This is a genomic window from Flavobacterium daejeonense DSM 17708 (assembly GCF_000425425.1).
Classification (GTDB): domain Bacteria; phylum Bacteroidota; class Bacteroidia; order Flavobacteriales; family Flavobacteriaceae; genus Flavobacterium; species Flavobacterium daejeonense.
In genome coordinates this window covers 13,555-39,610 of record NZ_AUDK01000021.1, presented here as the reverse complement: position 1 = coordinate 39,610, position 26,056 = coordinate 13,555, and the positions used below count along the sequence as shown (strand labels likewise).

Annotated in this window: 26 protein-coding genes; 13 read left to right on the top strand and 13 right to left on the bottom strand. The window is 35.7% G+C overall.

The features are described from left to right. Nucleotides 1-23 precede the first annotated feature (23 nt). From H599_RS0114160 to H599_RS0114140, 5 genes are all read left to right on the top strand, one after another. A complete protein-coding gene (locus H599_RS0114160; protein WP_026714733.1) occupies nucleotides 24-398 on the top strand; it encodes a hypothetical protein in 375 nt (124 codons plus the stop codon). Further along, the gene (gene hemF, locus H599_RS0114155; protein ID WP_026714732.1) at nucleotides 398-1,300 is read left to right on the top strand and encodes an oxygen-dependent coproporphyrinogen oxidase; all 903 of its coding nucleotides are present in this window, start codon (nucleotides 398-400) and stop codon (nucleotides 1,298-1,300) included. The genes H599_RS0114160 and hemF overlap by 1 nt, the downstream gene beginning before the upstream one ends. A gap of 93 nt (nucleotides 1,301-1,393) precedes the next feature. Continuing rightward, nucleotides 1,394-1,852: an IS200/IS605 family transposase gene (gene tnpA / locus H599_RS0114150; RefSeq protein ID WP_026714731.1), complete on the top strand. Its 459-nt coding sequence runs from the start codon at nucleotides 1,394-1,396 to the stop codon at nucleotides 1,850-1,852. A gap of 85 nt (nucleotides 1,853-1,937) precedes the next feature. Further along, nucleotides 1,938-2,933: a porphobilinogen synthase gene (gene hemB / locus H599_RS0114145; RefSeq protein WP_026714730.1), complete on the top strand. Its 996-nt coding sequence runs from the start codon at nucleotides 1,938-1,940 to the stop codon at nucleotides 2,931-2,933. Between the two features lie 64 nt (nucleotides 2,934-2,997). Then, on the top strand, nucleotides 2,998-3,405 hold the full coding sequence (locus tag H599_RS0114140) for a c-type cytochrome (protein WP_026714729.1): 408 nt from the start codon (nucleotides 2,998-3,000) through the stop codon (nucleotides 3,403-3,405). A 175-nt stretch (nucleotides 3,406-3,580) separates the two neighbouring features. Here the strand turns inward: H599_RS0114140 and H599_RS0114135 are convergent, their stop codons facing one another. Continuing rightward, nucleotides 3,581-4,288: a class I SAM-dependent methyltransferase gene (locus H599_RS0114135; RefSeq protein WP_026714728.1), complete on the bottom strand. Its 708-nt coding sequence runs from the start codon at nucleotides 4,286-4,288 to the stop codon at nucleotides 3,581-3,583. An 88-nt stretch (nucleotides 4,289-4,376) separates the two neighbouring features. On the opposite strand from H599_RS0114135, the gene H599_RS0114130 reads away from it, so the two are divergent. The 7 genes from H599_RS0114130 (at nucleotide 4,377) to H599_RS0114100 (ending at nucleotide 11,389) form a co-directional block, all read left to right on the top strand. Then, entirely contained in the window at nucleotides 4,377-5,249 is an 873-nt protein-coding gene (locus H599_RS0114130) for a LysR family transcriptional regulator (RefSeq protein WP_026714727.1), read from the top strand. A gap of 10 nt (nucleotides 5,250-5,259) precedes the next feature. Continuing rightward, the gene (locus H599_RS0114125) at nucleotides 5,260-5,745 is read left to right on the top strand and encodes a methylated-DNA--[protein]-cysteine S-methyltransferase (protein ID WP_026714726.1); all 486 of its coding nucleotides are present in this window, start codon (nucleotides 5,260-5,262) and stop codon (nucleotides 5,743-5,745) included. 56 nt (nucleotides 5,746-5,801) lie between these two features. After that, nucleotides 5,802-6,980, top strand: coding sequence for a serine hydrolase domain-containing protein (locus H599_RS0114120; RefSeq protein WP_026714725.1), 1,179 nt, complete (start codon nucleotides 5,802-5,804; stop codon nucleotides 6,978-6,980). Further along, nucleotides 6,977-7,690, top strand: a complete 714-nt coding sequence (locus H599_RS0114115) for a 3'-5' exonuclease (protein ID WP_026714724.1) — start codon at nucleotides 6,977-6,979, stop codon at nucleotides 7,688-7,690. The genes H599_RS0114120 and H599_RS0114115 overlap by 4 nt, the downstream gene beginning before the upstream one ends. 116 nt (nucleotides 7,691-7,806) lie before the next feature. Then, a complete protein-coding gene (locus H599_RS0114110) occupies nucleotides 7,807-9,246 on the top strand; it encodes a nucleoside recognition domain-containing protein (protein WP_026714723.1) in 1,440 nt (479 codons plus the stop codon). Between the two features lie 105 nt (nucleotides 9,247-9,351). Next, nucleotides 9,352-9,522, top strand: a complete 171-nt coding sequence (locus H599_RS21040; RefSeq protein WP_169736902.1) for a hypothetical protein — start codon at nucleotides 9,352-9,354, stop codon at nucleotides 9,520-9,522. A gap of 265 nt (nucleotides 9,523-9,787) precedes the next feature. Continuing rightward, nucleotides 9,788-11,389 carry a fumarate hydratase gene (locus tag H599_RS0114100; RefSeq protein ID WP_026714722.1) on the top strand — a complete coding sequence of 534 codons (1,602 nt, stop codon included), beginning with the start codon at nucleotides 9,788-9,790 and terminating at the stop codon, nucleotides 11,387-11,389. Nucleotides 11,390-11,486: 97 nt separating this feature from the next. On the opposite strand, the gene H599_RS0114095 is transcribed toward H599_RS0114100, so the two are convergent. The 8 genes from H599_RS0114095 to H599_RS19820 all read right to left on the bottom strand — a co-directional run bounded on the left by H599_RS0114095 (nucleotide 11,487) and on the right by H599_RS19820 (nucleotide 19,647). Beyond that, entirely contained in the window at nucleotides 11,487-12,143 is a 657-nt protein-coding gene (locus tag H599_RS0114095; protein WP_026714721.1) for a CoA transferase subunit B, read from the bottom strand. A 38-nt stretch (nucleotides 12,144-12,181) separates the two neighbouring features. Then, a complete protein-coding gene (locus tag H599_RS0114090) occupies nucleotides 12,182-12,526 on the bottom strand; it encodes a four helix bundle protein (protein ID WP_026714720.1) in 345 nt (114 codons plus the stop codon). Nucleotides 12,527-12,558: 32 nt separating this feature from the next. Further along, nucleotides 12,559-13,260, bottom strand: a complete 702-nt coding sequence (locus H599_RS0114085) for a CoA transferase subunit A (RefSeq protein WP_026714719.1) — start codon at nucleotides 13,258-13,260, stop codon at nucleotides 12,559-12,561. 86 nt (nucleotides 13,261-13,346) lie between these two features. Next, nucleotides 13,347-13,772: a GNAT family N-acetyltransferase gene (locus H599_RS0114080; protein WP_026714718.1), complete on the bottom strand. Its 426-nt coding sequence runs from the start codon at nucleotides 13,770-13,772 to the stop codon at nucleotides 13,347-13,349. A 28-nt stretch (nucleotides 13,773-13,800) separates the two neighbouring features. Further along, nucleotides 13,801-16,107 (bottom strand): penicillin-binding protein 1A, encoded by a 2,307-nt coding sequence (locus tag H599_RS0114075; protein ID WP_026714717.1) that lies wholly within the window; start codon nucleotides 16,105-16,107, stop codon nucleotides 13,801-13,803. A gap of 7 nt (nucleotides 16,108-16,114) precedes the next feature. After that, nucleotides 16,115-16,594: a gliding motility lipoprotein GldH gene (locus H599_RS0114070; protein ID WP_026714716.1), complete on the bottom strand. Its 480-nt coding sequence runs from the start codon at nucleotides 16,592-16,594 to the stop codon at nucleotides 16,115-16,117. Continuing rightward, entirely contained in the window at nucleotides 16,591-17,892 is a 1,302-nt protein-coding gene (locus tag H599_RS19825) for a PSP1 domain-containing protein (RefSeq protein WP_051590755.1), read from the bottom strand. Before H599_RS19825 ends, H599_RS0114070 begins: the two co-directional genes overlap by 4 nt. A 264-nt stretch (nucleotides 17,893-18,156) precedes the next feature. Next, entirely contained in the window at nucleotides 18,157-19,647 is a 1,491-nt protein-coding gene (locus H599_RS19820; protein WP_051590754.1) for a S41 family peptidase, read from the bottom strand. A gap of 53 nt (nucleotides 19,648-19,700) precedes the next feature. On the opposite strand from H599_RS19820, the gene H599_RS19815 reads away from it, so the two are divergent. After that, complete coding sequence (locus H599_RS19815; RefSeq protein WP_051590753.1) at nucleotides 19,701-20,081, top strand: hypothetical protein; 381 nt, start codon at nucleotides 19,701-19,703, stop codon at nucleotides 20,079-20,081. Nucleotides 20,082-20,208: 127 nt separating this feature from the next. On the opposite strand, the gene trhO is transcribed toward H599_RS19815, so the two are convergent. From trhO to H599_RS0114035, 4 genes are all read right to left on the bottom strand, one after another. Continuing rightward, nucleotides 20,209-21,573 carry an oxygen-dependent tRNA uridine(34) hydroxylase TrhO gene (gene trhO, locus H599_RS0114050; protein WP_026714715.1) on the bottom strand — a complete coding sequence of 455 codons (1,365 nt, stop codon included), beginning with the start codon at nucleotides 21,571-21,573 and terminating at the stop codon, nucleotides 20,209-20,211. 186 nt (nucleotides 21,574-21,759) lie between these two features. Further along, nucleotides 21,760-24,030: a helix-turn-helix domain-containing protein gene (locus H599_RS0114045; protein WP_026714714.1), complete on the bottom strand. Its 2,271-nt coding sequence runs from the start codon at nucleotides 24,028-24,030 to the stop codon at nucleotides 21,760-21,762. A gap of 109 nt (nucleotides 24,031-24,139) precedes the next feature. Beyond that, nucleotides 24,140-24,715 (bottom strand): OmpH family outer membrane protein, encoded by a 576-nt coding sequence (locus tag H599_RS0114040; RefSeq protein ID WP_026714713.1) that lies wholly within the window; start codon nucleotides 24,713-24,715, stop codon nucleotides 24,140-24,142. A gap of 247 nt (nucleotides 24,716-24,962) precedes the next feature. After that, nucleotides 24,963-25,811 carry a class I SAM-dependent methyltransferase gene (locus H599_RS0114035; RefSeq protein WP_026714712.1) on the bottom strand — a complete coding sequence of 283 codons (849 nt, stop codon included), beginning with the start codon at nucleotides 25,809-25,811 and terminating at the stop codon, nucleotides 24,963-24,965. Nucleotides 25,812-26,056: the final 245 nt, after the last annotated feature.

Sequence of the window (26,056 nt, the reverse complement as noted above, 5' to 3'; positions counted from 1 at the left end):
CTAGCAACTAACAACCAAATAAAATGCTAAACAAAGGCTTAAGAGACGAAGAAAAAATCAGAATTGACAATGTACTCAAAACATTGCATTCGTTGGTTTTTGTACCTGAAAAAGCTTTTGATTTAGATAAAATTGAAGAAGCTTTAAAAGATTTCGGACTCAATATTGAAAGTCTGGCTTCAATTTCATCCGAAGATTTAATTATACTTTTAGAAAGATTGCACCTGGACTGGGATCACAAAGAGCAATTTGCTGATTTTTTGATTAATTTTTCAAAAGAAAATCAGTTTAATTTCAAAGAAAAAGCACTTAGCATTTACAATTACATCCAAACAGAGAGCAAAACTTTTTCGTTTGGAATTTTTAATAAAATAGCGGCTGTAAAAGCCAATTTATAATGAAAGACAAATTTTACGCCTACATTCAAAATCTCCAAGACCAAATCGTAGCAGGACTGGAAGCTATTGATGGTCAAGCCAAATTCCGTGAAGATCTTTGGAAACGCCCTGAAGGCGGTGGCGGAAGAACCCGCGTAATTGAAAACGGAGCCGTTTTTGAAAAAGGCGGAGTGAATATCTCTGCAGTTCACGGTAAATTACCGGATTCTATGCAAAAACTATTCAACGTAGGCGAAGCTAATTTTTTTGCCTGCGGACTGAGTTTGGTCATTCATCCGAAAAGCCCAATGGTCCCAACAGTTCATGCTAACTGGCGCTATTTTGAAATGTACGATGATAAAGGTAATGTATTCCAGCAGTGGTTTGGTGGCGGACAGGATTTAACTCCTTATTATCTGTTTGAAGAAGATGCAAAGCACTTTCATCAAACTTGCAAAACGGCTTGCGACAAACACAATCCGGAGTTTTATCCAAAATATAAAAAACAATGTGATACTTATTTCTGGAATGCACACCGTAACGAAGCCCGCGGTCTTGGCGGATTGTTTTTCGATTATTGTAAAGCAACTCCAGAAATGTCTATGGAGAATTGGTTCAATTTCGTTACTGAAGTTGGAAATAGTTTCCTGGAAGCTTATGTTCCAATTGTAGAACGAAGAAAAGATCTACCCTATACAGCAGCTCAAAGAAACTGGCAGGAAATCCGTCGTGGTCGTTATGTAGAATTCAATTTGGTTCACGACAAAGGCACTTTGTTTGGCTTAAAAACCAATGGAAGAATTGAATCTATTTTGATGAGTTTACCACCACATGTACAATGGGTTTATAACCATCATCCGGAAGCGGGAAGTGAAGAAGAAAAATTGTTGAAAGTATTAGAAAAACCTGTTAATTGGATTTAAAGCTTCAGAGAAGCGCTATATTTATAGAAACAATTTATTGTGTTCATTTGAGCTCCGTAGGAGCGCCATATTTATAGCAACAAGATATTTACAATGGCAAATACCTATTCACAGTTATATATTCAAATTGTCTTTGCTGTCAAGGGAAGACAAAATCTGATTTCTAATAAATGGAAAGATGAATTGTATAAATATATAACTGGAATTGTTACAAATGAAGGTCAAAAATTAATTGCCATTAACGGAATGCCAGATCATATTCATATCCTTATTGGATTGAAGCCCAATAAAGCTTTATCAGATTTGGTAAGAGATATAAAAGCCAATTCTTCGCGGTTTATCAATGAAAAAAGATGGATAAATGGTAAATTTGAATGGCAAACGGGGTTTGGAGCATTCACTTATAGTCATTCACAATTGACAAATGTTATTAATTATATTCAAAATCAGAAAGAACATCACAAGACAAAAACATTTAAAGAAGAATATATAGAATTTTTAAAATTGTTTAATATTGATTTTAAGAATGAATATCTATTCGAAGATATATAAGATGCCGCTCCTCTGGAGCTAAAAAACAGAACTGAAAACAATCTATAAATATTACGCTCCTACGGAGCTTGAAAAACTATAATATATGTTCCCATTACAACGAGGCAGAAGATTACGTATTAACGAATCGATTAGAAGTTTAGTTCGTGAAACTACATTAAGTCCGAGTGATTTTATGTTTCCAATGTTTATTGCCGAAGGCGAAAATGTAAAAGTAGAAATCCCATCGATGCCGGGAATTTTCCGTCGTTCGATAGATTTAACGGTGGAAGAAGTGGAGGAATTATTCGCTTTAGGCATTCGTGCAGTGAATATCTACGTAAAAGTAAGCGAAAATCTAAAAGATAATACCGGTAAAGAAGCCTGGAATCCTAATGGTTTGATGCAACAAACCATTCGTGCGATCAAAGAAGCCTGTCCGGAAATGATTGTAATGCCTGATGTAGCTTTAGATCCCTACTCTATTTACGGTCATGACGGAATTATTGCTAATGGCGATGTAGAAAATGATTCGACAAACGATGCTTTGGTAAAAATGGCGGTTTCACATGCGGAGGCCGGAGCCGATTTTGTAGCACCATCCGACATGATGGACGGAAGAGTTTTAAGATTACGCCAGGGATTGGATGCTGCCGGTTTTCACAATGTGGGCATCATGAGTTATTCAGCTAAATATGCATCGGCATTTTACGGACCGTTTCGCGATGCTTTAGACTCCGCTCCTAAAGAAGCCGATGTGGTTGTACCAAAAGACAAGAAAACGTATCAAATGGACTATGCAAATCGCATTGAGGCCGTAAAAGAAGCCCTTTGGGACGTTGAAGAAGGTGCCGACATGGTCATGGTTAAGCCTGGAATCGCCTATTTAGACATCGTACGCGAAGTAAAAAACGCTGTGAATGTTCCGGTAACCGTTTATCATGTTTCGGGCGAATACGCGATGATTAAAGCCGCTGCTGAAAAAGGTTGGCTGGACAATGACAAAATCATGATGGAGCAGCTAATGTGTATCAAACGTGCCGGAGCGAGCCTTATTTCAACTTATTTTGCTAAAGAAGCCGCTATTCTTTTGAATCAGTAAACTGATATTTGTCATTTGTTATCTTTAAAAGAAAATGTACATTTGAGAATAAAATTATAAAAAGATGAAAAAAATAATACTCCTTAGTTTGACTCTTATTGTATTTTCCTGTAAAAAAGAAAGTCAGGAATCTTTTGGGAAACAGGAACCAACAGAAGAACAAACGACCGTTGCTGCAGAAGATAAAGAATTAGCTCCTGAAGAACTGGGAAAAGTAATTTTTGAAAGCAAAGGAAACTGCATTTCCTGTCACAAAACCGATGAAAAACTAATTGGTCCCAGCTTAACCGAAATAGCGAAAATATACAAAGAAAAAAACGGAAATATGGTTACATTCCTTAAAGGTGAAAGCGAAGCTATTGTAGATCCTTCGCAATTTGCCGTGATGCAGGCAAATCTGAATTTGACAAAAACTTTCTCTGATAAGGAATTACAGGGTTTAGAAGCCTATATCAACTCAACGATAAAATAATTAAAGGTCAGCCGATTTAAAATATGGAGCTATTTCCTGCTGTTCACTATATCTTTATGTTTTTAAAGAAAAAACATAAAGGATGCCGTTTCCATCAGGGCTAAACACACAAAAACCATCTCTAAATTGAGATGGTTTTCTTCTTTTATAATTTACCGGATTTTGTAATTTTAAACTACTTAATCCCGCCGAAAGCTCCAAAACAGGCATTTTTATGCAAAATTTCGACACTGGAAAAACCTACTTTTTTCATCATATCTAATTGAAAAAACATTGACCTTGGCGTATCTTCTTTTTCAATATAATCAAATACTTTTTGTTGATACTCCGCTCCTCCATGCTGTTGCAAATAATTCGCATACATTTTCCAAACTAATTTATTGACTTCCGGATGATCCTGAACCAATAAATCAGAAATTAACAAACAGCCTCCCGGCGTTAAACTGTCGAACAATTTTTGGAAAACCAATTCCCAATCAGCATCCTCTCGCAAATGATGCAAAACGGCTCCTGCCAAAATAATATCAAAATGATTCTGTGGCAAGATCACATCCCTAATATCGCCCTGAATACTTTCCACTTTTCCGCTTGTTTCTTGCGAAACGCGTTCCTGTGCTTTATCTAACATATTTTGGCTCAAATCAATCAAAGTACAATCTAAATCCGGCACTTTAGAAAGCATTTTCAAAGTATAATTCCCCGCGCCACAGCCTATGTCCAAAATCGTTTTAGCCTGCGGTTTTACAGCTCTGGCCGTACAAGTAATCAATTCTAAAACCATTTTGGCATCCATAGTCGCCACCTGCCCTGTTTCCAAATTAGAGAATCGTTCCACCTCGTTATCAAAACGTTCTCTGATTTCTTTTACTGTTGATTTTTTCATAATAACTAATTTTTTTAACAAACCTATAATTTTTATATATAACATAAAAATGCTTATTTTGTCAACAAATAATACCTAACAAGTATTTATGGAATTACGGCATTTAAAATATTTTCTCAAATTAGCGGAAGAACTGAGTTTTGTTCGCGCCGCCGATAAATTATTCATTTCCCAACCTCCTTTGAGCCGTCAAATTAAAGAACTGGAAACGGAATTAGGAGCCACACTTTTTGAGCGAAACAACAAACGCGTAATCCTAACCGATGCCGGAAAATATTACCAAAAAGAAATTCAGGAATTGTTGCAGAATTTGGAGCGAATCAACCAAACGACTAAAAAAATCAGCGAAAATCAAAGCGGTGAATTCCGGATTGCCTATGTGAGTTCGACTTTTTCAGGCGATATTTCCAAGCTGATTCAATTTTTATCGAATAAATATCCTTATGTTAATTTCCGATTGTACGAAGTCCCGACTGTCAAACAAATTGCGGCTTTAGAAAGCGGTAAAATCGATTTAGGAATTATTCGCGCGCCTTTGCATTCGCCCAAAATCGAGTCAAAATTATGGTTCAGAGACAGTTTTTCACTTGTTTTTAATCGAAATCGATACGACATTCATTCCGAAGCAGATTTTACCCGATTGAAAGAGGAAACTTTTGTATTTTTCAACAAAGATTATGCGCCACAGTTTTACGATGCCTTGTTGCAAATTTGCTCGCAATACGGATTTAATCCCAAAGTCGTCCACGAGTCTAACAATATATCGTCGATAATTCAGTTGGTTAAAAACGGGCTGGGCGTTTCTATCGTTCCTACAACCATCCAAAAAACACATAATTTTCCCGAATTAGAATTCGTAGAACTCAAAAAAACGGCTCTTTTTACGGATATTTTATTGGCTACACCAAAAGGAAATCCCTCGGAAATTGCTCAGGAAGCCATCGCATTTTTAACCTCATAAGATTTGAAAAATGTCTGAAGAAAAATCAACTGTTTATATTAAAACTCCACTTGGTATTGCCAAAATCCAAGGCGATGAATACGGAATTTCGGTTATTTCAATTGCTGATGAAGGCAGCATTTCTGAAAATATCCCTGAAGTTTTACAGCAAGCCGTTTCTCAATTGAATGATTATTTCGAAGGAAAAAGAACTGATTTCAGTTTTAAACTGAATCCTTCCGGAACTGATTTTCAACAAAAAGTATGGAAAGCTTTAATCAAAATTCCCTTTGGAAAAACCATCAGTTATTTGGACTTATCCAAAAAATTAGGCGATGTCAAAGCCATTCGGGCGGTTGCTTCCGCCAATGGTAAAAATCCGTTGTGGATTGTGGTTCCCTGCCACAGAGTTATCGGCAGCGATGGTTCGCTCACGGGTTATGCCGGCGGATTGTGGCGCAAAAAATGGTTATTGGAACACGAAAATCCAGCCCGAAGACAAGAACTTTTGTTCTAACAAAAATATTTCCTTTTATTTTTTATGTAAATTCGTACTGAACAAACTCCAGATACATGAAAAAAGTCAAAAAATTTCTGTTTAGATTACTAGTATTTATAGCAGTTTTGATTCTTTCCCTCTATATTTTCAAAAAAGATTATTTATTACGAGCTGTCAGAATAACGTATTTCAACGGACATTCTACTGCTTTTTTAGATGATTATCAATATTTTGACAACTCTATTATTCAAAAAAGCAATCAACCGCAACCTTGGCCTATTGCCAAAGATTACAATCGAGTAAGACCAACAGAAAGACTTGAAAAAACACATCAAAAAACGGGAACTGTAGCTTTTTTAATTATCAAAAATGATTGTATCTGGAACGAAAACTATTATGATAATTACAGCAAAGACTCCAAATCCAATTCCTTTTCCATGGCCAAAAGCATCGTAACTTCAGCACTTGGAAAGGCAATTATGGATGGAAAAATTCAAAGTTTAGATCAAAAAGTAGCCGATTTTTTTCTGGAATTTTCTAAAGGAAAATCGGCACAAATGACCGTTGGAGACCTGGCTTCGATGGCTTCGGGATTGAATTGGGACGAAGCCTACTATGACCCCTTTTCGGTGACAACTCAAGCCTATTTTGATGAAGATTTAAAACCGGTAATTTTGAATTTAAAAAATGTTGAAACACCCGGAAAACAGTATAAATATCTGAGTGGCAACACCCAACTTTTGGCCATGTGTATCGAAAAAGCCACCGGAAAACCATTGGCTGATTATGTTTCGGAATCTTTTTGGAAACCTATGGGAGCCAAAAGTGATGCTTTTTGGCAAACCGATAAAAAAGGATTGGTCAAAGCTTTTTGCTGCATTGCCAGTAATGCCAGGGATTTTGCGCGTTTTGGCAAACTCTATTTACAACATGGAAAATGGAACGGAAAAACTATTTTAGACAGTAGTTTTGTGGCAAAATCGGTGCGACCACGCTTTAAAGATTCTCCTCAATACGGTTACGGCTGGTGGCTATGTCAGTTTAAAAACAAAAAAGTGTACTACATGCGCGGGCATTTAGGACAATATGTCATTGTAATTCCGGAAGATCATTTAATTGTTGTCCGACTGGGACATCGGGAAATTAAGAGTTCAAGCGGCAATCCGCACAATGATGATTTTTACATTTATCTGGAAGAGACCTATAAAATGCTGGCTCAGAAAAACAATTCATACCAAAATCCATCGTTATGATAGAAAAAATAAATCTCAATAATATTCTCTTTCTGGACATTGAAACGGTTCCGGAAACAGCCGATTTTAACGAATTGGACAGCGACATGCAGGCTTTGTACGAACAAAAAACCCAATACCAGCGCAAGGATGATTTCTCAGCCGAGGAGTTTTATGACCGTGCCGGAATTTGGGCCGAATTTGGAAAAATTGTCTGTATATCTGTTGGTTTTTTTGTCATTAAAGGCGATGTTCGCAACTTTAGAGTCACTTCTTTTTTTGGTGATGAAGCTAAACTTTTGAAGGATTTTAACAATTTGCTGAACAACCATTTCAACGGATCTCAGCATTTACTGTGCGGACACAATGCCAAAGAATTTGACATTCCGTTTTTGGCGCGCCGAATGATTATCAACGGTATTGCGATACCGGACAAGCTGAATCTTTTTGGCAAAAAACCATGGGAAATTCCTCATTTGGACACTTTGGAATTATGGAAATTTGGCGATTACAAGCATTTCACTTCTTTAAAACTGATGTGTAAAGTACTGGGAATTCCTTCGCCAAAAGGCGATATCGACGGCAGTCAGGTAGGGCATGTTTTTTATGTGGAAAAAGACATTGACCGCATTGTGACCTATTGCGAAAAAGACACCATAGCCGTGGCACAGATTTTCCTTCGTTTACGAAGAGAAGATTTACTGATTGAGGATGAGATTATTCATGTGTAAATTTCAATAACAATTACAAAATTCAATAACAATAAAAAAACTCCTTTTTGGATTGAAATTGATTTTTTAGATTGAGATTGACATTGAATTATTATTTTTACAAAAATTAAAAAATTATGGTATTAAGCAGATTTTGGCTGGCAATATTTATTTCGTCTATTGCCTTTATTGTGGTGAGTTTGTTCACATCAGAGACTTATACAATTGATAGCGCATTGAATGGAAAAAAAGACGATCCCATTTTAATTGCCGAAAAATACGCCGAAGAACTACCTGCTTTTATCAAAGACAGTATCAAAAATGCACCAGATCAAACGATGATTATCAATCGGGATACGCTCAATGCAGACACCACTTATGTTTACAAAAACAAAACGGTTAAAATATTCAGCGGAATTCAAAAATCGGATGGTTTGTTACCAACTTGTAAAAGTACTTTGGTCGATTTAATTCTTCCATTGATTGCTTATCTGGCTTTCTTTTGTGGTTTGATGGAATTGTTAATTATTTCGGGAGCATCGGGAAAACTGGCTCAAGTCTTGAGTCCGGTTTTTGTGAAAGTATTTCCTAGTATCCCAAAAAACCATCCGTCCATTTCATATATGACGCTTAATTTTGCTGCCAATTTCTTAGGATTGGATTCGGCTGCAACGCCTTTTGGATTAAAAGCCATGGAAAGTTTGCAGGAACTCAATCCTGAAAAAGACAAGGCCAGCGATGCCCAAATTATGTTTATGTGCTTGCATGCTTCGGGATTGACACTTATTGCCACTTCTATCATTGGTTATCGTGCAGCGGCCAATGCAGCCAACCCAGCCGATGTGATGCTGCCTTGTATTATCACCTCGTTTATTGGAACTATTGCGGCATTTTTGATTGTAGGAGCCAGACAGAAAATCAATTTCAAAAGTGTTTCCCTTGTGGCTGCTTTGATGGCTTTAATTGCAGCGATTATTGGGTTATTAATGTATGTAAATCATTTGGATTTAATTGGAAAAAACTATTTTACAACAAATCTTTCGGCTTTAATTTTATTGGGAATTATCATCATTACCTTGGTCTTTTCCTTTATGAAAGAAAAGAAATTTACCGAAGCCAAAACCACCGTTTTTGATGCTTTTGTTTCCGGTGCTAACAACGGAGTAAAAACCGGAGTGACTATTTTCCCTTATGTTTTGGGGATGTTAGTCGCCATTTCCTTGTTTAGAAACAGCGGTTTATTCGAAATTATCAGTAACGGACTTGGATTTGTATTCTCCAATATGGGCGTCAATAAAGAAATTGTAGATGCATTGCCTGTGGCTTTGCTCAGACCTTTTAGCTCTGCAGGTTCGAGAGGATTTTTGATTGATTCGATGAATACTTTTGGTGCGGATTCTTTAACAGGACGTTTGAGCAGCATTTTCCAATGCAGCGCCGAAAGTACCTTTTATGTCATCGCGGTTTATTTTGGTTCTGTAAATATTAAAAATACCCGCTACGCCTTGCCAACCATGCTTTTGGTAGATGTGATTTGTGTGATTACTGCGATTTTCGTGGCAAGTTGGTTTTTTTAATAAAAATGATAAATATATCTTAAACGATAATAGGATATCTAATCTATTTTTCATTCTTTTGAAACGATAAAAAAACAAATTTTATATTTACCCAAATCGTATAAAATGAAGAAATATTCAAAACACATAGCTTTGCTATTTTTACTTAGTAGTTTAATGAGTTGCCGAATTCATCCGATAACCACAACACCTTCAGGAAAAATACCTCCGGGACAGGCTAAAAAAATGACAGGAAGTAAAAGTGCCAAATACTATGCACCAGGCCATAATAAATAATTCTAATAACTTAAACCAATAATAAAAATGTCAAAATACACTAAGTACATCGCGATAGGGTTAATGATTTTATTTTTAGTTACCAGCCTATTAAGCTAGTTTTTAAAACATTAATCGTAAAAACAAAGAGATGGTATTGCATAAATATCATCTCTTTTTGCTTGTTTTTGTAACAAAAAGTTTGATTTTACGAAAGAATCACAGCTGTTAAAAGACTGTGGCTACGCTAAATAATTTTTATATTTGTCAAAAAAATAAAATACTAATGGACTTTATTTATCAGGATCCTTATCCAATTTTAAAAGACGATACCCAATACCGTAAAATAACTTCTGACTACGTAAAAGTAGAAAAACTAGGAGATCGCGAAATCCTAACTGTTGACCCTAAAGGCTTGGAATTACTTTCTCAGGAAGCCATGAAAGACGTTTCTTTTATGTTGCGAACTTCTCATTTAGAAAAATTAAAAGCAATTTTGGACGATCCGGAAGCAACCGATAACGACAGATTTGTGGCTTATAATTTGTTACAAAACGCTGCTGTGGCCATTGACGGACAATTACCTTCCTGTCAGGACACCGGAACAGCGATTGTAATGGCAAAAAAAGGAGAAAACGTATACACAGGTGTTGATGATGCTGAATGGCTCTCAAAAGGGATTTTTAATACCTATCAGGAGAGAAATCTTCGTTATTCTCAAATTGTACCTATCAGCATGTTTGAAGAAAAGAACTCCGGTTCCAATCTTCCGGCTCAGGTTGATATTTATGCAAAAAAAGGAGATTCTTATGAATTTTTGTTTTTAGCAAAAGGAGGAGGTTCGGCTAACAAAACCTATTTATACCAACAAACGAAGTCGTTGCTTAACGAAAAATCATTAGATGCTTTCATTCGTGCTAAAATAATGGATTTAGGGACTTCTGCCTGCCCGCCTTATCACCTGGCTCTAGTAATTGGAGGGACTTCTGCCGAAGCGAATTTGGCCGCCGTTAAAAAAGCATCAGCCGGATATTATGACAATTTACCAACCAGCGGAAACATGGCCGGTCAGGCTTTCCGTGATTTGGAATGGGAAAAAAGAGTACAGCAAATTTGCCAGGAAAGTGCCATTGGAGCGCAATTTGGAGGAAAATATTTTACGCATGATGTTCGTGTAATCCGTTTGCCACGTCACGCTGCTTCTTGTCCGGTTGGATTGGGAGTTTCTTGTTCTGCTGACAGAAATATTAAAGGAAAAATTACCAAAGACGGAATTTACGTTGAGCAATTAGAAGCTAATCCACAACGTTTCTTACCTGCTACTCCTCCACACTTGGAAGAAGCCGTTGAAGTTGATTTGAATCAGCCAATGGAATCTATTTTGGCTGAATTGACTAAATACCCTATCAAAACGCGTTTGAAACTAAACGGAACGCTGATTGTAGCCCGTGATATTGCACATGCTAAAATCAAAGAATTATTAGACGCCGGAAATCCAATGCCGGACTACTTTAAAAACCACCCGGTATATTACGCCGGACCTGCTAAAACTCCGGACGGAATGCCATCAGGAAGTTTTGGCCCTACAACCGCAGGACGTATGGACGTGTATGTGGAAGAGTTCCAAAAAAATGGCGGAAGTATGGTAATGCTTGCTAAAGGAAATCGTACCAGAGATGTGATGAACGCCTGTAAAACTTACGGTGGATTCTATTTGGGTTCTATCGGAGGACCGGCAGCTATTTTGGCTAAAGAAAATATTCTTTCCGTTGAAGTGGTTGACTTTGAAGAATTAGGAATGGAAGCGGTACGTAAAATTACCATTAAAGATTTCCCTGCTTTTATTATCACCGATGATAAAGGAAATGATTTCTTTGAGAATTTATAAAATTTAACCACAAGGACACTAAGTTTTTTCGCAAGGTTCGCAAAGTCAATTTACCGCAAATTCGCAAATTAAATCTGTGAATTTGCGGTTTATTTTTTTAATTGATTGTCATTTCGGGGATTTCTCCTTCGATAATCAATTCGGCTTCGGTGGAAGCGATAATATGTTCAACCGATATTCCGGGAGCTCTTTCTAATAATTTAATTCCTTTTGGCGTAATTTCCATCACGGCCAGTTCCGTTACGATTTTCTTTACGCAACCTACTCCCGTTAACGGCAACGAACATTTTTTTAGAATTTTACTTTCTCCGGCTTTGTTAACATGCATCATGGCCACGATAATATTTTCGGCAGAAGCCACCAAATCCATGGCACCACCCATACCTTTGACCATTTTACCGGGAATTTTCCAATTGGCAATATCTCCGTTTTCAGCCACTTCCATAGCGCCAAGAATAGTTAAATCAACATGTTTACCGCGAATCATCCCAAAGCTCATTGCCGAATCAAAAAAACTTGCTCCTGCTAGCGTGGTAATAGTTTGTTTACCCGCATTGATAAGGTCAGCGTCTTCTTCGCCCTCAAAAGGAAAAGGCCCCATGCCCAGAACACCATTTTCACTTTGAAATTCGACGTTTATTCCATCTGGTATATAGTTAGCCACCAAAGTAGGAATTCCTATCCCTAAATTAACGTAAAAGCCGTCTTGGAGTTCCTGGGCTATTCTTTTTGCTATATCTTCTTTTGTTAACATAAACAATGTGTGAATTAATCAATATAATAATTTACCAATTATCGAGATTTACTGCTACTAATAATTTTATATACAATAAGACCAATTTCATTAATTTTCGATTTCAAAATAGGTTCAAATGGATAATTTAGCGATTTCTCACACAATAATAACCAATATTTTGTTTCTTCAATTTCTTTCGCAGCAATTTTAATTTTATGAATGAAATCTGCTCTGCTTTCAGCATTTTGCGCTTCATGAACATTTGCACCTATACTAGTTCCAGATTTTAATAATTGATTTGCAATTACAAATTTTCTATTTTGTTCTAAAAGCTCACAGAAAGAAATAATTTCTAAAGCAAAATCAATCGTTTTTGAAACTATTATATTTTCTTTTTCCATAGAATTGCTACATTTTTAAATTAAAAAATTGATTAATTTTTTATCCTAATCGTACGTTTCTCAATTCGTTTTTCGTATTTCTCACCCTGAAAAATACGTTGTACAAAAATCCCGGGAATATGAATTTGGTTGGGATCTAAAGTTCCGGCTTCCACCAATTCCTCCACTTCGGCAATGGTGATTTTTGCCGCACCTGCCATAGCCGGATTAAAATTTCGGGCGGTTCCTTTAAAAATCAGATTTCCGGCCGTATCGCCTTTCCAGGCTTTTACAATAGCAAAATCGGCTTTGAATGCTTCCTCCATCACATACATTTTCCCGTTGAATTCGCGGGTTTCTTTGCCAATGGCAACTTCAGTTCCATAACCAGCCGGAGTGTAAAAAGCGGGAATTCCTGCCTGAGCCGCTCGACAACGTTCGGCCAAAGTTCCCTGAGGAATTAATTCTACTTCGAGCTCGCCGGAAAGCATTTGGCGTTCAAACTCGGCGTTTTCGCCCACATAGGAAGAAATCATTTTTTTGATTTGCTTCTTTTGCAAAAGCAAACCTAAACCAAAATCATCTACTCCGGCATTATTCGAAATACAAGTGAGTTGTTTTGTTTCTTTTCGAACCAATTCGGCAATAGAATTCTCCGGAATGCCACACAAACCAAAACCTCCCAGAATCAAAGTCATACCGTCTTCAATTCCCTGAAGCGCTTCCTGAACGGATTTTACTGTTTTATTAATCATATCGAATTGATTTCTTTTGATATTAAAAATAAGGCTTTATTTCCAAAAGAAAAAACAATATTTCAATTCGTCCTTAATTATAGTTTTTACTCTATTTTTTTATGAAAATGATAAGCACTTATCGTAAAATCCTCTTTGAAATAAAGTTTGTGCGCAGTAGTTCTTGTCGGACCGGAATCTAACTGAATAGAAACACAATTGTTTACTAAGGCAACTGTTTTCAGATAATTTAAAAGCTGACTTGCATAACCCCGGCCTCGGTATTCTTCCAATGTTGAAAGATCATCCAAATAAAGCATTTTGCCACAATACAGCATCGTATAGACACGATAACCAGCAATTGCAACCGTTTTGTCCTTTTCCTGAATATAAAGCAAATGATAGCCTTCTTTTTGTAAATCCTGAATTTGAGAAACAAAATTTTCTCTTTGTAACATAGGTCGTAATATAGAAATAGCTTCCCAGCAGGAAGCTATTTCTGTATCAGTAATTGCAATTTTAATTTCAGTCATACTCAACAAATCAAATTAACAAGGTTTATTAAAATTCAAATTCATCCGTAGACTGAATGGAATCTTTAGCGATAGAATCATTTACTTTTCTAGGCTGGTAACAATCTACTCTGATAGAAAGATTAGCCGGACGTTCAAACGGATCTTTGGAAACTTTTAGGTTTGGATCATTATAACACAATTTCATAAAATAACCCCAAACCGGTAAGGCTGACGTAGCTCCCTGTCCGTAAGTTAAACTTTTAAAACGTGCTGAACGGTCTTCACAACCTACCCAAACTCCGGTAACTAAGTTAGGAACCATTCCCATAAACCATCCGTCAGATTGGTTTTGTGTTGTTCCGGTTTTACCTGCAATTGGATTGGTAAAAGCATATGGATAACCTGTCCAACGGTTATCTCCGTTTCCTCCGTAGGTAGATCTTAATCTATTACCAGAACCTCCTTCAACAACTCCTTCCAATAATTTAACTACTGCAAAGGCAATATCTTTATTCAAAACGTCGTGTGATTCCGGAATTGGTTCGTAAATCACTACGCCGCTTTTATCTTCAATTCGGGATAAAAACTGCGGTTTGTTATACACACCCTGATTGGCAAAAGTACTGTAAGCCGCAACCATTTCTTCCACCGTAATATCAACGGCTCCAAGTGCAATAGAAGGCTGTGCCGGAATTTGAGTTTTTACTCCTAATTTGTGTGTTAATTTAATAACTGCTTCAGGACCTACTTTGTCAATTAATTTAGCTGAAACGGTATTTATCGAATTAGCCAAGGCTTTTTTCAAAGTAACCATTCCCATGTATCGGTTATTAGAGTTTCGTGGTGTCCAGGTTTCCGTAACGTGATGACGTCCTGCCGGAATAGTAAACGGCGCATCGATAATTGAATCACAAGGCGACATATTTAATTGTTCAATAGCCGTGGCATACACAAAAGGTTTAAAAGTAGAACCTACCTGTCTGGCTCCCTGCGCTACGTGATCGTATTGAAAATATTTATAGTTGATTCCTCCCACCCAGGCTTTGATATTTCCGGTTTGAGGATCCATTGCCATTAAACCTGCCTGTAAAAAGTGTTTGTAATAACGAATAGAATCCAAAGGTGTCATGATAGTATCGCGTTCTCCTTTCCAGGTAAACACAGTCATCTTTGTTTTCTTATTGAAAGATTCAATAATCTCGTCTTCGGATTTATCCATGGATTTCATCACATACCAACGGTTTGAATTTTTCATTGCTAATTTCAAAATTCGGTTAGTCTCTTTCTCAGTAATATTAACAAATGGAGCATTTTTATTGGTCTTTTGCTGAATAAAAAATTCTTCCTGCAAATTAGCCATGTGTGCCGAAACTGCTTCTTCGGCATGTGCCTGCATTCTGGAGTCGATTGTAGTATAAATTTTTAAACCGTCTTTGTAAATATCGTAATCCGAACCATCCGGTTTTTTATTCGTTTCGGCCCATTTTTTCATATATTCTCTCAAATATTCTCTGAAATAAGTAGCCATTCCTTCGCGGTGACTTTCTAATTTAAAGTGCAGCGTAATAGGCAAAGCCTGTAATTTTTCTTTTTCAGCCTTGGTAATCATGTGCGCTTTTTCCATTTGCGCAAGCACTACATTTCTGCGGTTTTTTACTCCCACAGGATTTCTAACCGGGTTGTACAATCCGGAATTTTTAAACATTCCCACTAAAATTGCCGATTCATCCACCGTTAATTCTTTTGGAGATTTAGAAAAATAAGTATGTGCAGCAGAGCTAACACCTACAGCATAATTTCCAAAATCGTAAACATTGCAATACATCGCAAGAATCTCGTTCTTAGTATATTGTCTTTCTAATCGGATAGCGATAATCCATTCTTTTATTTTTTGAACGATACGAAAAGGTAAAAATTTAGAGCCTTCACCATGAAACAGTTGTTTCGCCAATTGTTGAGTTAAAGTACTCGCTCCTCCGTTAGTTCCTAAACTCAAAACAGCTCTTAAAGTTCCGCGACCGTCAATTCCTGAATGCTCGTAAAAACGCTCATCTTCGGTTGCTACCAAAGCATCCACCAAATTTTTAGGCAAGTCGGAATACTTTAATTGTGAACGGTTAACCTGAAAATATTTTCCAATAACTACTCCGTCAGAAGAGATAATTTCGGTAGCTAAATTAGAATCCGGATTTTCTAAATCTTCAAATGAAGGCATGGAACCAAAAAGTCCCCAGGAAGCAAAGAGAAAAAACAACATAATTGCTCCCATTCCATAAAAGAAAAGCTTCCAAAATTTCTTAGTATAATACTTAAAATCGTGATCGGTATTATTTATCTTTTTGTTAGTTGCCATAAACTATTTATTCTTTTTTTTCAATTCTTAAACCTACTTCTGTAATGCCTTCAAGGGCTGTTACACCGGGAACTTTTCCGCTTTCTCTGACAGCCTGTTTGATATTGAGTTTGTATTTTCCTCTAAACTTTACATTCTCTTTGTAATACAATTTACTCTCTTTGATATCAGTAAATCCATTCCCCAACAAAGTTCCGTCGGGAGCTGCCATTTGGTATTCTAAAGTATCTACTTTAGTGTAACCATTAGGTTTTTCTAACGTTACAATCAAGAAAAGATTGTTAAACGGATAATTGTTATTGTCCCTGATGTTTATAAAAAGATCATATTTTTTAGTCGAATCCAATTCAGGTAAATTGAAAGAAACCACGCTGTCTTTGTGCCAGGCACTGCCCACAGATTTATATTCATCAAAAACCCTTTTTTTATCACAAGAAAAAAAGAGCACACTTACTAAAAGTATTAAAATGCTATTTTTTAGCCTCATTTTTTTTTATTCGTTGACGGTTTTCCAGGTCCTTTAAACTTTTTTTCTCCGGCAGGTTTTGGTTGTCCGGCTGTAGCCTGAGATGCCTGATTTCCTTTGTTTCCTGATTTGTTATTAGCTCCTTTTTTAGCATTAGCATTTGGAGCTGCAGCAGCGGCGTTTTCAGCAGGTCTTTTAATCTTTTTATGGTTTCTTTTGTTTCTTTTAGGTTGGTCAAAACGGGTTAAACTTTCCTGACCTACCGTATTATTAAAGTCTTTTTCAACTTCCTGAGTCACTTCCATAGCAAAATCCTCTAAAGAAGCTACTTTCTTTTTTAACTTGTTTTCGGCAATGATTTCTTTAACCTTATCTACTTTTAAAACGTGCCAGTTAGCAAAATTATTGGTATAAGCAAACCACATTAAGCCTTTAAAAATATCTTGTTTTTGACAAACCGCATCTCCTTTTTCGGTGATTAATTTAGTTTCAAATTCCGGAAAGCCTTTTAAAGCGTCCATGTAAGTGTCTAATTCATAATTCAGACAGCATTTCAATTTTCCACATTGTCCCGCTAATTTTTGCGGATTCAACGACAATTGTTGGTAACGTGCTGCCGAAGTATTCACACTTCTAAAATCAGTTAACCAGGTTGAACAACACAACTCTCTTCCGCAGGAACCAATTCCTCCCAAACGGGCCGCTTCCTGACGAAAACCGACCTGTTTCATCTCGATTCGGGTGCTGAATTCTTTAGCAAAATCTTTAATTAACTGACGGAAATCCACACGGTCATTAGCCGTATAATAGAAAGTTGCTTTCGATCCATCGCCCTGAAATTCAATATCAGAAATTTTCATTTCCAGTTTTTGAATAATTGCCAATTCACGCGCACGTACTTTCATTGGTTCTTCCTTATTTCGGGAAGCCGTCCAGATATCGATGTCTTTTTGAGAAGCTTTTCGGTAAATTTTTGGAATATCCGTAGCATCCGGATTGATGCCTTTTTTCTTCATTTGGATACGAACCAGTTCACCGGTAAGCGTAACAATTCCGATGTCATGACCCGGTGAAGCTACCGTAGCCACAATATCTCCTATACTCAAAGTTAATTTTTCGGTATTGCGGTAAAACTCTTTTCTTCCATTTTTAAAACGGACTTCAACACAGTTAAATGGCGCTTCGCCATTAGGCAGACTCATATTAGAAAGCCAGTCGAAAACCGTTAATTTATTGCAGCTATCGGTGCCGCAAGTCCCGTTATTTTTACAACCCTTTGGTGCACCACCATCAGCGGTTGAACAACTTGCACATGCCATAATTTTATATGTAGTGTTGTGACCGGCACAACTTAAGTTCTTAAAACGTTTAATCGGTAAAGATAGTATTTTTTAATCGTAAGTTGCAAAATTAAGCGTTTTGCAAAAGCTTAATTTTTTTATAAAAAAAGCCTGTTTCAAATATTTTGAAACAGGCTTTTAAAGTTTTATGAACCAATATTTTATATTTCTTTCACCGAAATTATTTTTACAGAATAGCCTTTTACAGCCAATTCTAAACTTTCGTCTTAGTTATACTAATTCTTATTTTTTTAAATTTTTAAAATCTTCAATATACAATCCTTTGGCAGCATTTGTAGGGTTGAATGCCGCAAGATTATTATTTCTAAAAGATATTCTTTCAGCGCTTTGAGTTTTAGAGGACAAAGTTTGCCCGGTAATTAGTTCAAGAGCCTTTTTTAAATATGGGTCTTTTACGTTTCCAAATTCAACTAGATTATTAAAAACTAAATATGGATTAATATCATGATTCGGTGTAATTTTAGTTGGATTTACGTCTTTGTCTTTGTTGTAATAGGAAAAAGTAATGGGTTGCAATTGCCATTTGTGTTTGGTGCTTCTGTTAGTATATGAAGTATAATCATATTCAGGACTATCATATAGAGTGATAGATCCTACAAATTTACCTACTGTTTCATCGCCTATCGTAACCACGTCAATGTATTTTTTTAAACATTGAATAGTGAGTTCACTGGCAGAAGCCGTTTCAAAACTAACTAAAACATAGATTTTTGTCAAAGAAAGGCTATTTATACTTTCTTCTCTCTCAAAAGTGGGTTCGTTATCAACCAAGTTAAAAATCCTAACTTTGTCTGAAAGGTATTCAAAACCATCTTCGCTATTGTGTTTATCATTGAAATCTAAATAAATATAAGGCTTATTGGTAAAACTTCCGTTAATCATTTGCGCCAGAGCAACAGCAGTTTCTAATGATCCGCCACCATTGTATCTTAAATCTAAAACCAATTCATTAATTCCATCCGATTGCATTTTGGCGAAAGCAGCATTAAGTTCATCATTATAATCTGATTTGAAACTATTATACACCAAATACCCAATGTTTTTGCTGCCATATACTTTCTTTTCGTAATAAGCAACCGGGTTTTCATCAATGTCGGCTTGGGTTACATTTACAGTTCCTGCTTTGTCAGTAGTTACCAAACCTGTACTTACAAACCCAACACTTGCAGCCAAAGTAAAGGTCACTTGTGTATCCTCTAACTGATCATAATTGTTTGAAGTAAGTTGTTTACCATTTATTTTTGTAATAACGTCACCTCTTTTCAATCCTGCTAAAGCCGCAGGTGAATCTGGTACAACATAATTTATCAAGGCTACCAAATTTACATTATTCAAATCTTTAGGATAAAGACCATAACTAAAACCACTACTTTTTTTAACTTCGGCAATTTTTGAGGCATACACCACTTCATTACTGTTTTCAATCCAGGAAAATCTATCCACAGTTCCTCTTTGATAAAGGAGCGAATAAAAAAGCGCATCGGGGGTTTTTCCATTAATAAAATTAGCATAGTTATTGATAGAAGCTATTTTGCTATCGGATAAATTAGCAACTTTGGGTTGCCAATAATACCATGAATTCATTGCTTTCCAAACAAAGTCATTAATTTCGTCGGGTTCAGCATTTTTGGTTGCATCCGAATCAGAATCCTTACTGCAAGAAGTAAAAACCAATCCCACAAGCAATGTTAAAAGGACATATTTTAATTTCATTATAATTCAATTGTTTAAATTAGATTTGTAGCTATTAAAAAAACTCTAAAATTATGAAAAATATTACATCAAAAACCATCTATATTTTACTTTCATTCGGATGTTTCTTTCTGTCATCCTGTTCCAAGCAGCTTTTAGACATTAAAAACCAAACCTATCAAAGCTATAACAGAAACAGTGAAAAAGGATATGTAGTTAATTTTGAACTAAATAACACCGTCATAATTCCAAAATCAATTGTGATTAATGGAATTGTTCAAAATATCTCAATTGAAAACAAAATGGGTAATACTTACCAGGTAAATGTGATTGCACAAACCGCTTTAATTCATAACTACCAAGTAAAATTAGAGGAAAAAGAAAACGGAATTTATTTTGAGAAAGACTCGCAACTATTTTTTCAACCAGTAAAATTCAAATTAATTAAGAATTAATTTTCGTTTCTAAAATGCATCTTTTTAATTGTAAGTTACAAACTTAAGAATCCTCCTGAAGCTTAATTTTTTATAAAAAAAGCTGTTCTAAAATAATTTTGAAACAGCTTTTGCGAAATTTAAGATTTTAGATTAGATCTAAAATCTTATATAATTTATCCGATAAACGAATTCGGAAAGGCACTGCAAAAGTAAGTTTATCTCCGGCTACAGCCTGAGTTCCTTCGTATCCGTTTACAAACATCTTTTCTAAAACCAATTCCTGATTTCCCGTTGTAGGTCCTGAAATAAGGATTTTATCACCTAAGTTTAATTCCTGATTTTCAATAGTAAACAATCCAATACTAGCTTTTACATAATAATGCTCTGCTTTTCCAACCAAAATCTTTTTTACTTTTATCTTTTGACGAATATCATTCGTTTTTGAAGCAGTACCTATAGCGGCATTTGGTAAATCACCGGAATGTTTGAATTTTAAACTTTCTGATTTTCCTTTTCGGAACACTTTGTTTCCTACTTGTTTCCCGCTTCTTAATTTCACCTGCTCTTCATACGGTAAATGTGTGATTTCCAGACATTCTGTAGAACAACAATTTTCCATGGCAGCCTTACAATCATCACATTGGATAAACAATAAATGACAGCCGTCATTAGCGCAATTGGTATGATTGTCACAAGGTTTTCCACATTGATGACATTGCGAAATAATATCATCGGTGATTCTTTCTCCTAAACGGTTATCAAAAACAAAGTTTTTTCCGATGAATTTGCTTTCCAAACCTTCTTCTTCAATTTGTTTGGCATAATTAATAATTCCACCTTCTAACTGGAAAACATTCTTAAATCCTTGGTGTTTAAAATAAGCACTGGCTTTCTCGCAACGAATTCCGCCCGTACAATACATTACCAGATTTTTATCTTCTTTAAAATCCTGAAGTTGTTCGTTGATAATTGGCAAACTTTCTCTAAAAGTTTCTACGTCAGGAGTAATCGCTCCTTTAAAATGCCCTACTTCACTCTCGTAGTGATTTCTGAAATCTACTACAATCGTATTTGGATCTTCGAGAATTTCGTTGAATTCTTTTGCTCTCAAATGCACCCCTTTGTTGGTTACATCAAAAGTATCGTCGTTCAATCCGTCAGCAACAATCTTGTGACGCACTTTGATGGTCAATTTTAAAAACGAATGATCGTCCTGCTCCACGGCCACATTCAAACGAATGTCTTTCATGAAATCATACACTTCCAAAGTTTCTCTGAAAGCTTCAAAATTTTCGGCAGGAACACTCATTTGAGCATTAATTCCTTCCTGAGCAACATAAATTCTACCCAGTGCATCTAAGGCATTCCAGGCAATAAATAAATCGTCGCGAAATTTTTTGGGATCTTCAATTTTGGCATACGCATAGAAAGACAACGTCAAACGTTGTTGACCAGCCTGATCAATCAATTCGGCTCTTTCTTCTGCGCTTAAGGTGTTGTACAGTTGCATGCTATAAACAGTTTAAGTTTAGAAAAATTTTTTGCAAAAGTATGAAAAATAAATAAACCAAGCTGATTAAGCTTTTACGCATTTAAAATGACCGCAAATTCGCAGATTATTTTTAAAATTTAAGCACTTAAATAATTAAAAATCTGCGAATCTGCGGTAAAAATTTTTTTGAAATTTAATCCATAATCAATTCAAACTCGCTTTGAACATTCGCAATTCTTCCCAGCTGTATTTGTCACCAAATTGCTCTTTCATTGGCGTAAGCGATTCTTCTTTGTAGAATTTAAAAGCTTCGGCTAATTCATCAATGGTATCCTGAGGCAGAATTTCGCTAATAGAAATTCTTTTCCCCTGAATTAATTTAACCAAATGACCTTCGATAGTTTGCACGGTTAATTTTCGAATATTGGCAATATCCTGAATAGAATTCTTAGCAATCCAAAGCTCAAATGTTTCCTCAACGGTTGATTTCTTGGGTTCTTTTGATCCTTTTTTCTTGGAAGAATAACGGTCCAAATCGACATCGTCTTCAATCAGATTCACATGCGTTTCTTTAAATTGTTTTTGAATCGCTTCTTTTTTTATGGAAAGGTATTTTTTGATTTCGTCAGAAGTGAGTTTTTCTTTCGAAATAGGCTCACCGGCTCGCAGCGTTTCCAGTAATAATTTGGCTTTCATTAATTGCAAAACGGCTTTGGTTTGCAATTCTTCCAGTTCCGATAATTCTCCAAAATAGGCTTTGGCTTTTTTTGCCCGTTTTACTTCCTCGATTTTCCATAAAATTTCAAATACCAAATCATCCATGGGTTTGAAAAAATAGCCAAAAGCCGCCTGAATTCTTTCAGAAACATGAATTAAATCAACCGTTTCATTGGCAAAAATTTTATGCAACTGCAGCATGAATTTTTTGGAAGGATCCAAAAGCAATTCCATAGTCTCCAATTGTTTGGCTGCCCAAAGTGCATTTTTAGATTTTATGGAACTTTCCGATTTCTCGGAATAACTAAATTTATGATTGCGCCATTCCTGAGCTAAATTGCTCCAATCGAAGCAATTCACCAAATATTGATGAATAAAATTCTTGGTTTCAAAATGCAAAGATTGCTTTAAAATTTCATCCGAAGCTTTGTTTTGAGCATAATCCATCACATCCTGATCGTTTGAAATCCCATTCATTCGCAACGGAGAAAGCAAAATCAAGCCTTCTAACGAACGTAAACGCGACAAAGCCACATACGCCTGCCCAGGCATAAAAACCTGCGAAACATCGAGCGCTGCTTTGTCAAAGGTCAGTCCCTGACTTTTATGAATGGTAATCGCCCAGGCCAATTTTATCGGATAATGCACAAAAGTCCCCAAAACCTCCTCTTCTACTTCCTTAGTCAGGGCATTTACTTTGTAGCGGATGTTTTGCCATTCGTATTTTTCCACCTCAATTGTTTTGTTTTCTTCCGGAAAATGCACCAAAATTTCCTGACTTGAAAGCGATTTGATAATCCCCATTTTACCATTGAAATAATTTTTTTCAAAGTTCAAATCGTTTTTGACAAACATAATCTGAGCGCCTACTTTCAATTGCAAATTGTATTCAATTGGATATATTTTTTCAGGAAAATCACCGGTAATTTCCGGAGTATAGGTAATCAATTCGCCTTTCAAATCTTCCAGAGCCTGTGCATTCATGGCATCAGCTTTAGCGTTATGAGTCGTAAGAGTGATGTAACCTTTATTGGCTTTCAAATCAAAATCAGGTTTGACATACTGATTCAAAATCCGGATATCTTCTGGCGTAATTTTATTATTTCTTAAATTATTTAAAACAGAAATAAAATCCGAATCTGTTTGACGGAAAATCTTAGACAATTCGATATACAAAGGTGGATTTTGCTGAATAACGTGCGAATGAAAAAAGAATTTTCCTTTATAATAATTACGTAAAGTACGCCATTCTTCATCCCGGATAACTGGTGGCAATTGCAATAAATCGCCAATAAATAAGACCTGAACTCCTCCAAAAGGACTCGTTTTTTTCCGCACCGTTTGCATCATGTAATCCATCGCATCGAGCAGGTCGGCACGCAGCATACTCACTTCGTCAATCACCAGCAATTCCATATTACGAATCACGGCTTTTTTTTGTCCGTTCATTTTAAAATGCCGACGCAAACTTTCTTTAGTTTCAAATTTTACCGTTTCCGAAAATTGCGATTCGGCTGTATGAGAAGGAATAAATCCGCTAAATGGCAATTGGAACATCGAATGAATCGTAACACCACCGGCATTTAGCGCCGCAATTCCGGTAGGTGCCACCACCACCGTATTTTTATGAGTGGTTTCAATAATTTCACGCAGCAAAGTCGTTTTACCTGTACCTGCCTTACCCGTCAAAAAAACCGAACGCTGGGTTTGATTGATGAACTGTAGAGTATATTTAGCGGCTTCGGAAACGATTTGCATAAAATTAAAAATAAGATTTTTCTTTGAAGTAAATTTTTATTCAAAATAAGCAAAAAAGCCTTCAATTTCAAAATAGAAATGAAGGCTTTTTAATTGAAAAAAAGTGAAATTATTTCTTCTCTTCGGTTTTTTCATCCGCTTTATCCTCAGATTTAGCAGTCGCTTTATACTTGTCGTTCAATGCTTTAATGATTTCTTTAGTGATATCATATTTATCTTCTGCATAAAGTACAGACGCAGCATCACCAGTACCATAGATATAAGCATATCCGTTTTTCTTTCCGTAATCTTTGATGAATTTTTTAACACCACTGATTAAACTATCCATTTCAGCACCACTTTCCTGTTGCAATTGTTGTGCTAAAGCCTGTTGTGCATAACCCAATTGTTGCTCTCTTTTTTGCAATTCAGCAGCACGTTTTTGAGCCCATTCCTGTCCGTTAGCCTGAGCCTGACTTTGAAAATTAGCTGCATCTTGTTTGAAACGTTTAATTTCAGCATCCAGCTGTCTTCCTTTTTCTTCTGACTGTGCTTTGTATTTTGCTTCTAAATCTTTCGCCTCAGTATATTCTTTCATTAATTCCGAAGTGTCTATATAAGCAGTTTTTACTTCTTTAACTTCTGCGGTTTTGTTACAAGCAACAACTGAAATAGAAATTGCGATAATTAATAAAACTTTCTTCATCTTGATTAAAATTGTAATTAAATGTGTGTATGGGCAAAAATATAAAAAAATAGATAGTAACCTAAAAAAGTACGGAAAAATGGGAAATTTTTAAATTATTAGATTTGACTATAAAGAATTTAAAAGCTATAATTTGAATTTATTAAAATTGAATTAAATAGCTTTTAAATAAAGCAAAAACTAAATTTAGAAAACTTAGTGGTTATTTTTACCGAAAAACTACGTTTAAAACGCTTTAAAATGCGTTTTAGTTGTTTTTTAAGACATAAATTAGTGAAGAATACTCCAAATTACGCTTGGCTTTCCAATTCGATTGTAAACCGATGAAAAAAGCTTTAATAAAATTCATTTTCCCATTTTTATATTTTTCAGAAAGTAAACTCACATAAAAAGAATCAAATTTCATAGGAAGCACTTTCTCTAATTTCATATTCTCTTTTTCAAAAAGCATTTGAATCGCTTTTTTGGAAAAATGCCAAAAATGAATGGGCACATCAAAAGCAGCCCAATAAATTCCGTAATGTTTTGCATCGAAAGATTTAAAATTGGGAACTGCCACAATTAAAGTTCCGTTAGGTTTTAACAAACGTTTTAATTCTTTAATTTGAAAGTTCAAATCTGGTACATGTTCCAAAACATGCCACATGGTAATGACATCAAAAGAATGATTTTCTAATTCGGTTGTATTTTCAACAAAAGCAATTCCTTTACCAATAGCAATTCCTTTGGCTCTGTCGCTCGGTTCTATCCCCACCGTTTGCCAGCCATCATTTTTAACCACCGATAAAAAATCGCCAGTTCCGGCTCCGATATCCAAAATGCGACCTTTAGCAGTTTGTTGTGAATTAATTAAGTTGAGTTTATTTTTTAGAGCAATTCCTTTTACAAAGTGATAAGCTTTTTCAAATAAAGACCTTTTATTATCCGTATGCGAAATATAATCTTCACTTTCGTAATATTTCTCTAAATTTTCTAAACTCGGTTGCGGATGCGTGATCAACATATCCAAAGTTTCATCATAATACAAATCAAAAGTCTCATTAGAAACAGAATGATCTTTTACAGTAAGAAAATGCGTTTTATTTGAAATATCCATTTTTTGTGGTTGGTGGTCTGGTAAATCTTCACTTAATAATGAAGAAAATATTATACATTAAAATTTATTCTAATTTTTAAAAGGAGTAATAAATCAAAATATCTATTACTCCTTTTTATTCTTTTAAATCGCTACTTCCTAGTAATAACAAGGCTTACGGCCGTAGTTTCACGTGGAACAAACTGATTTTAGATTTTTGATTAACGATTTTTGATTGCAAATTTAAATCAAAAATCGTTAATCAT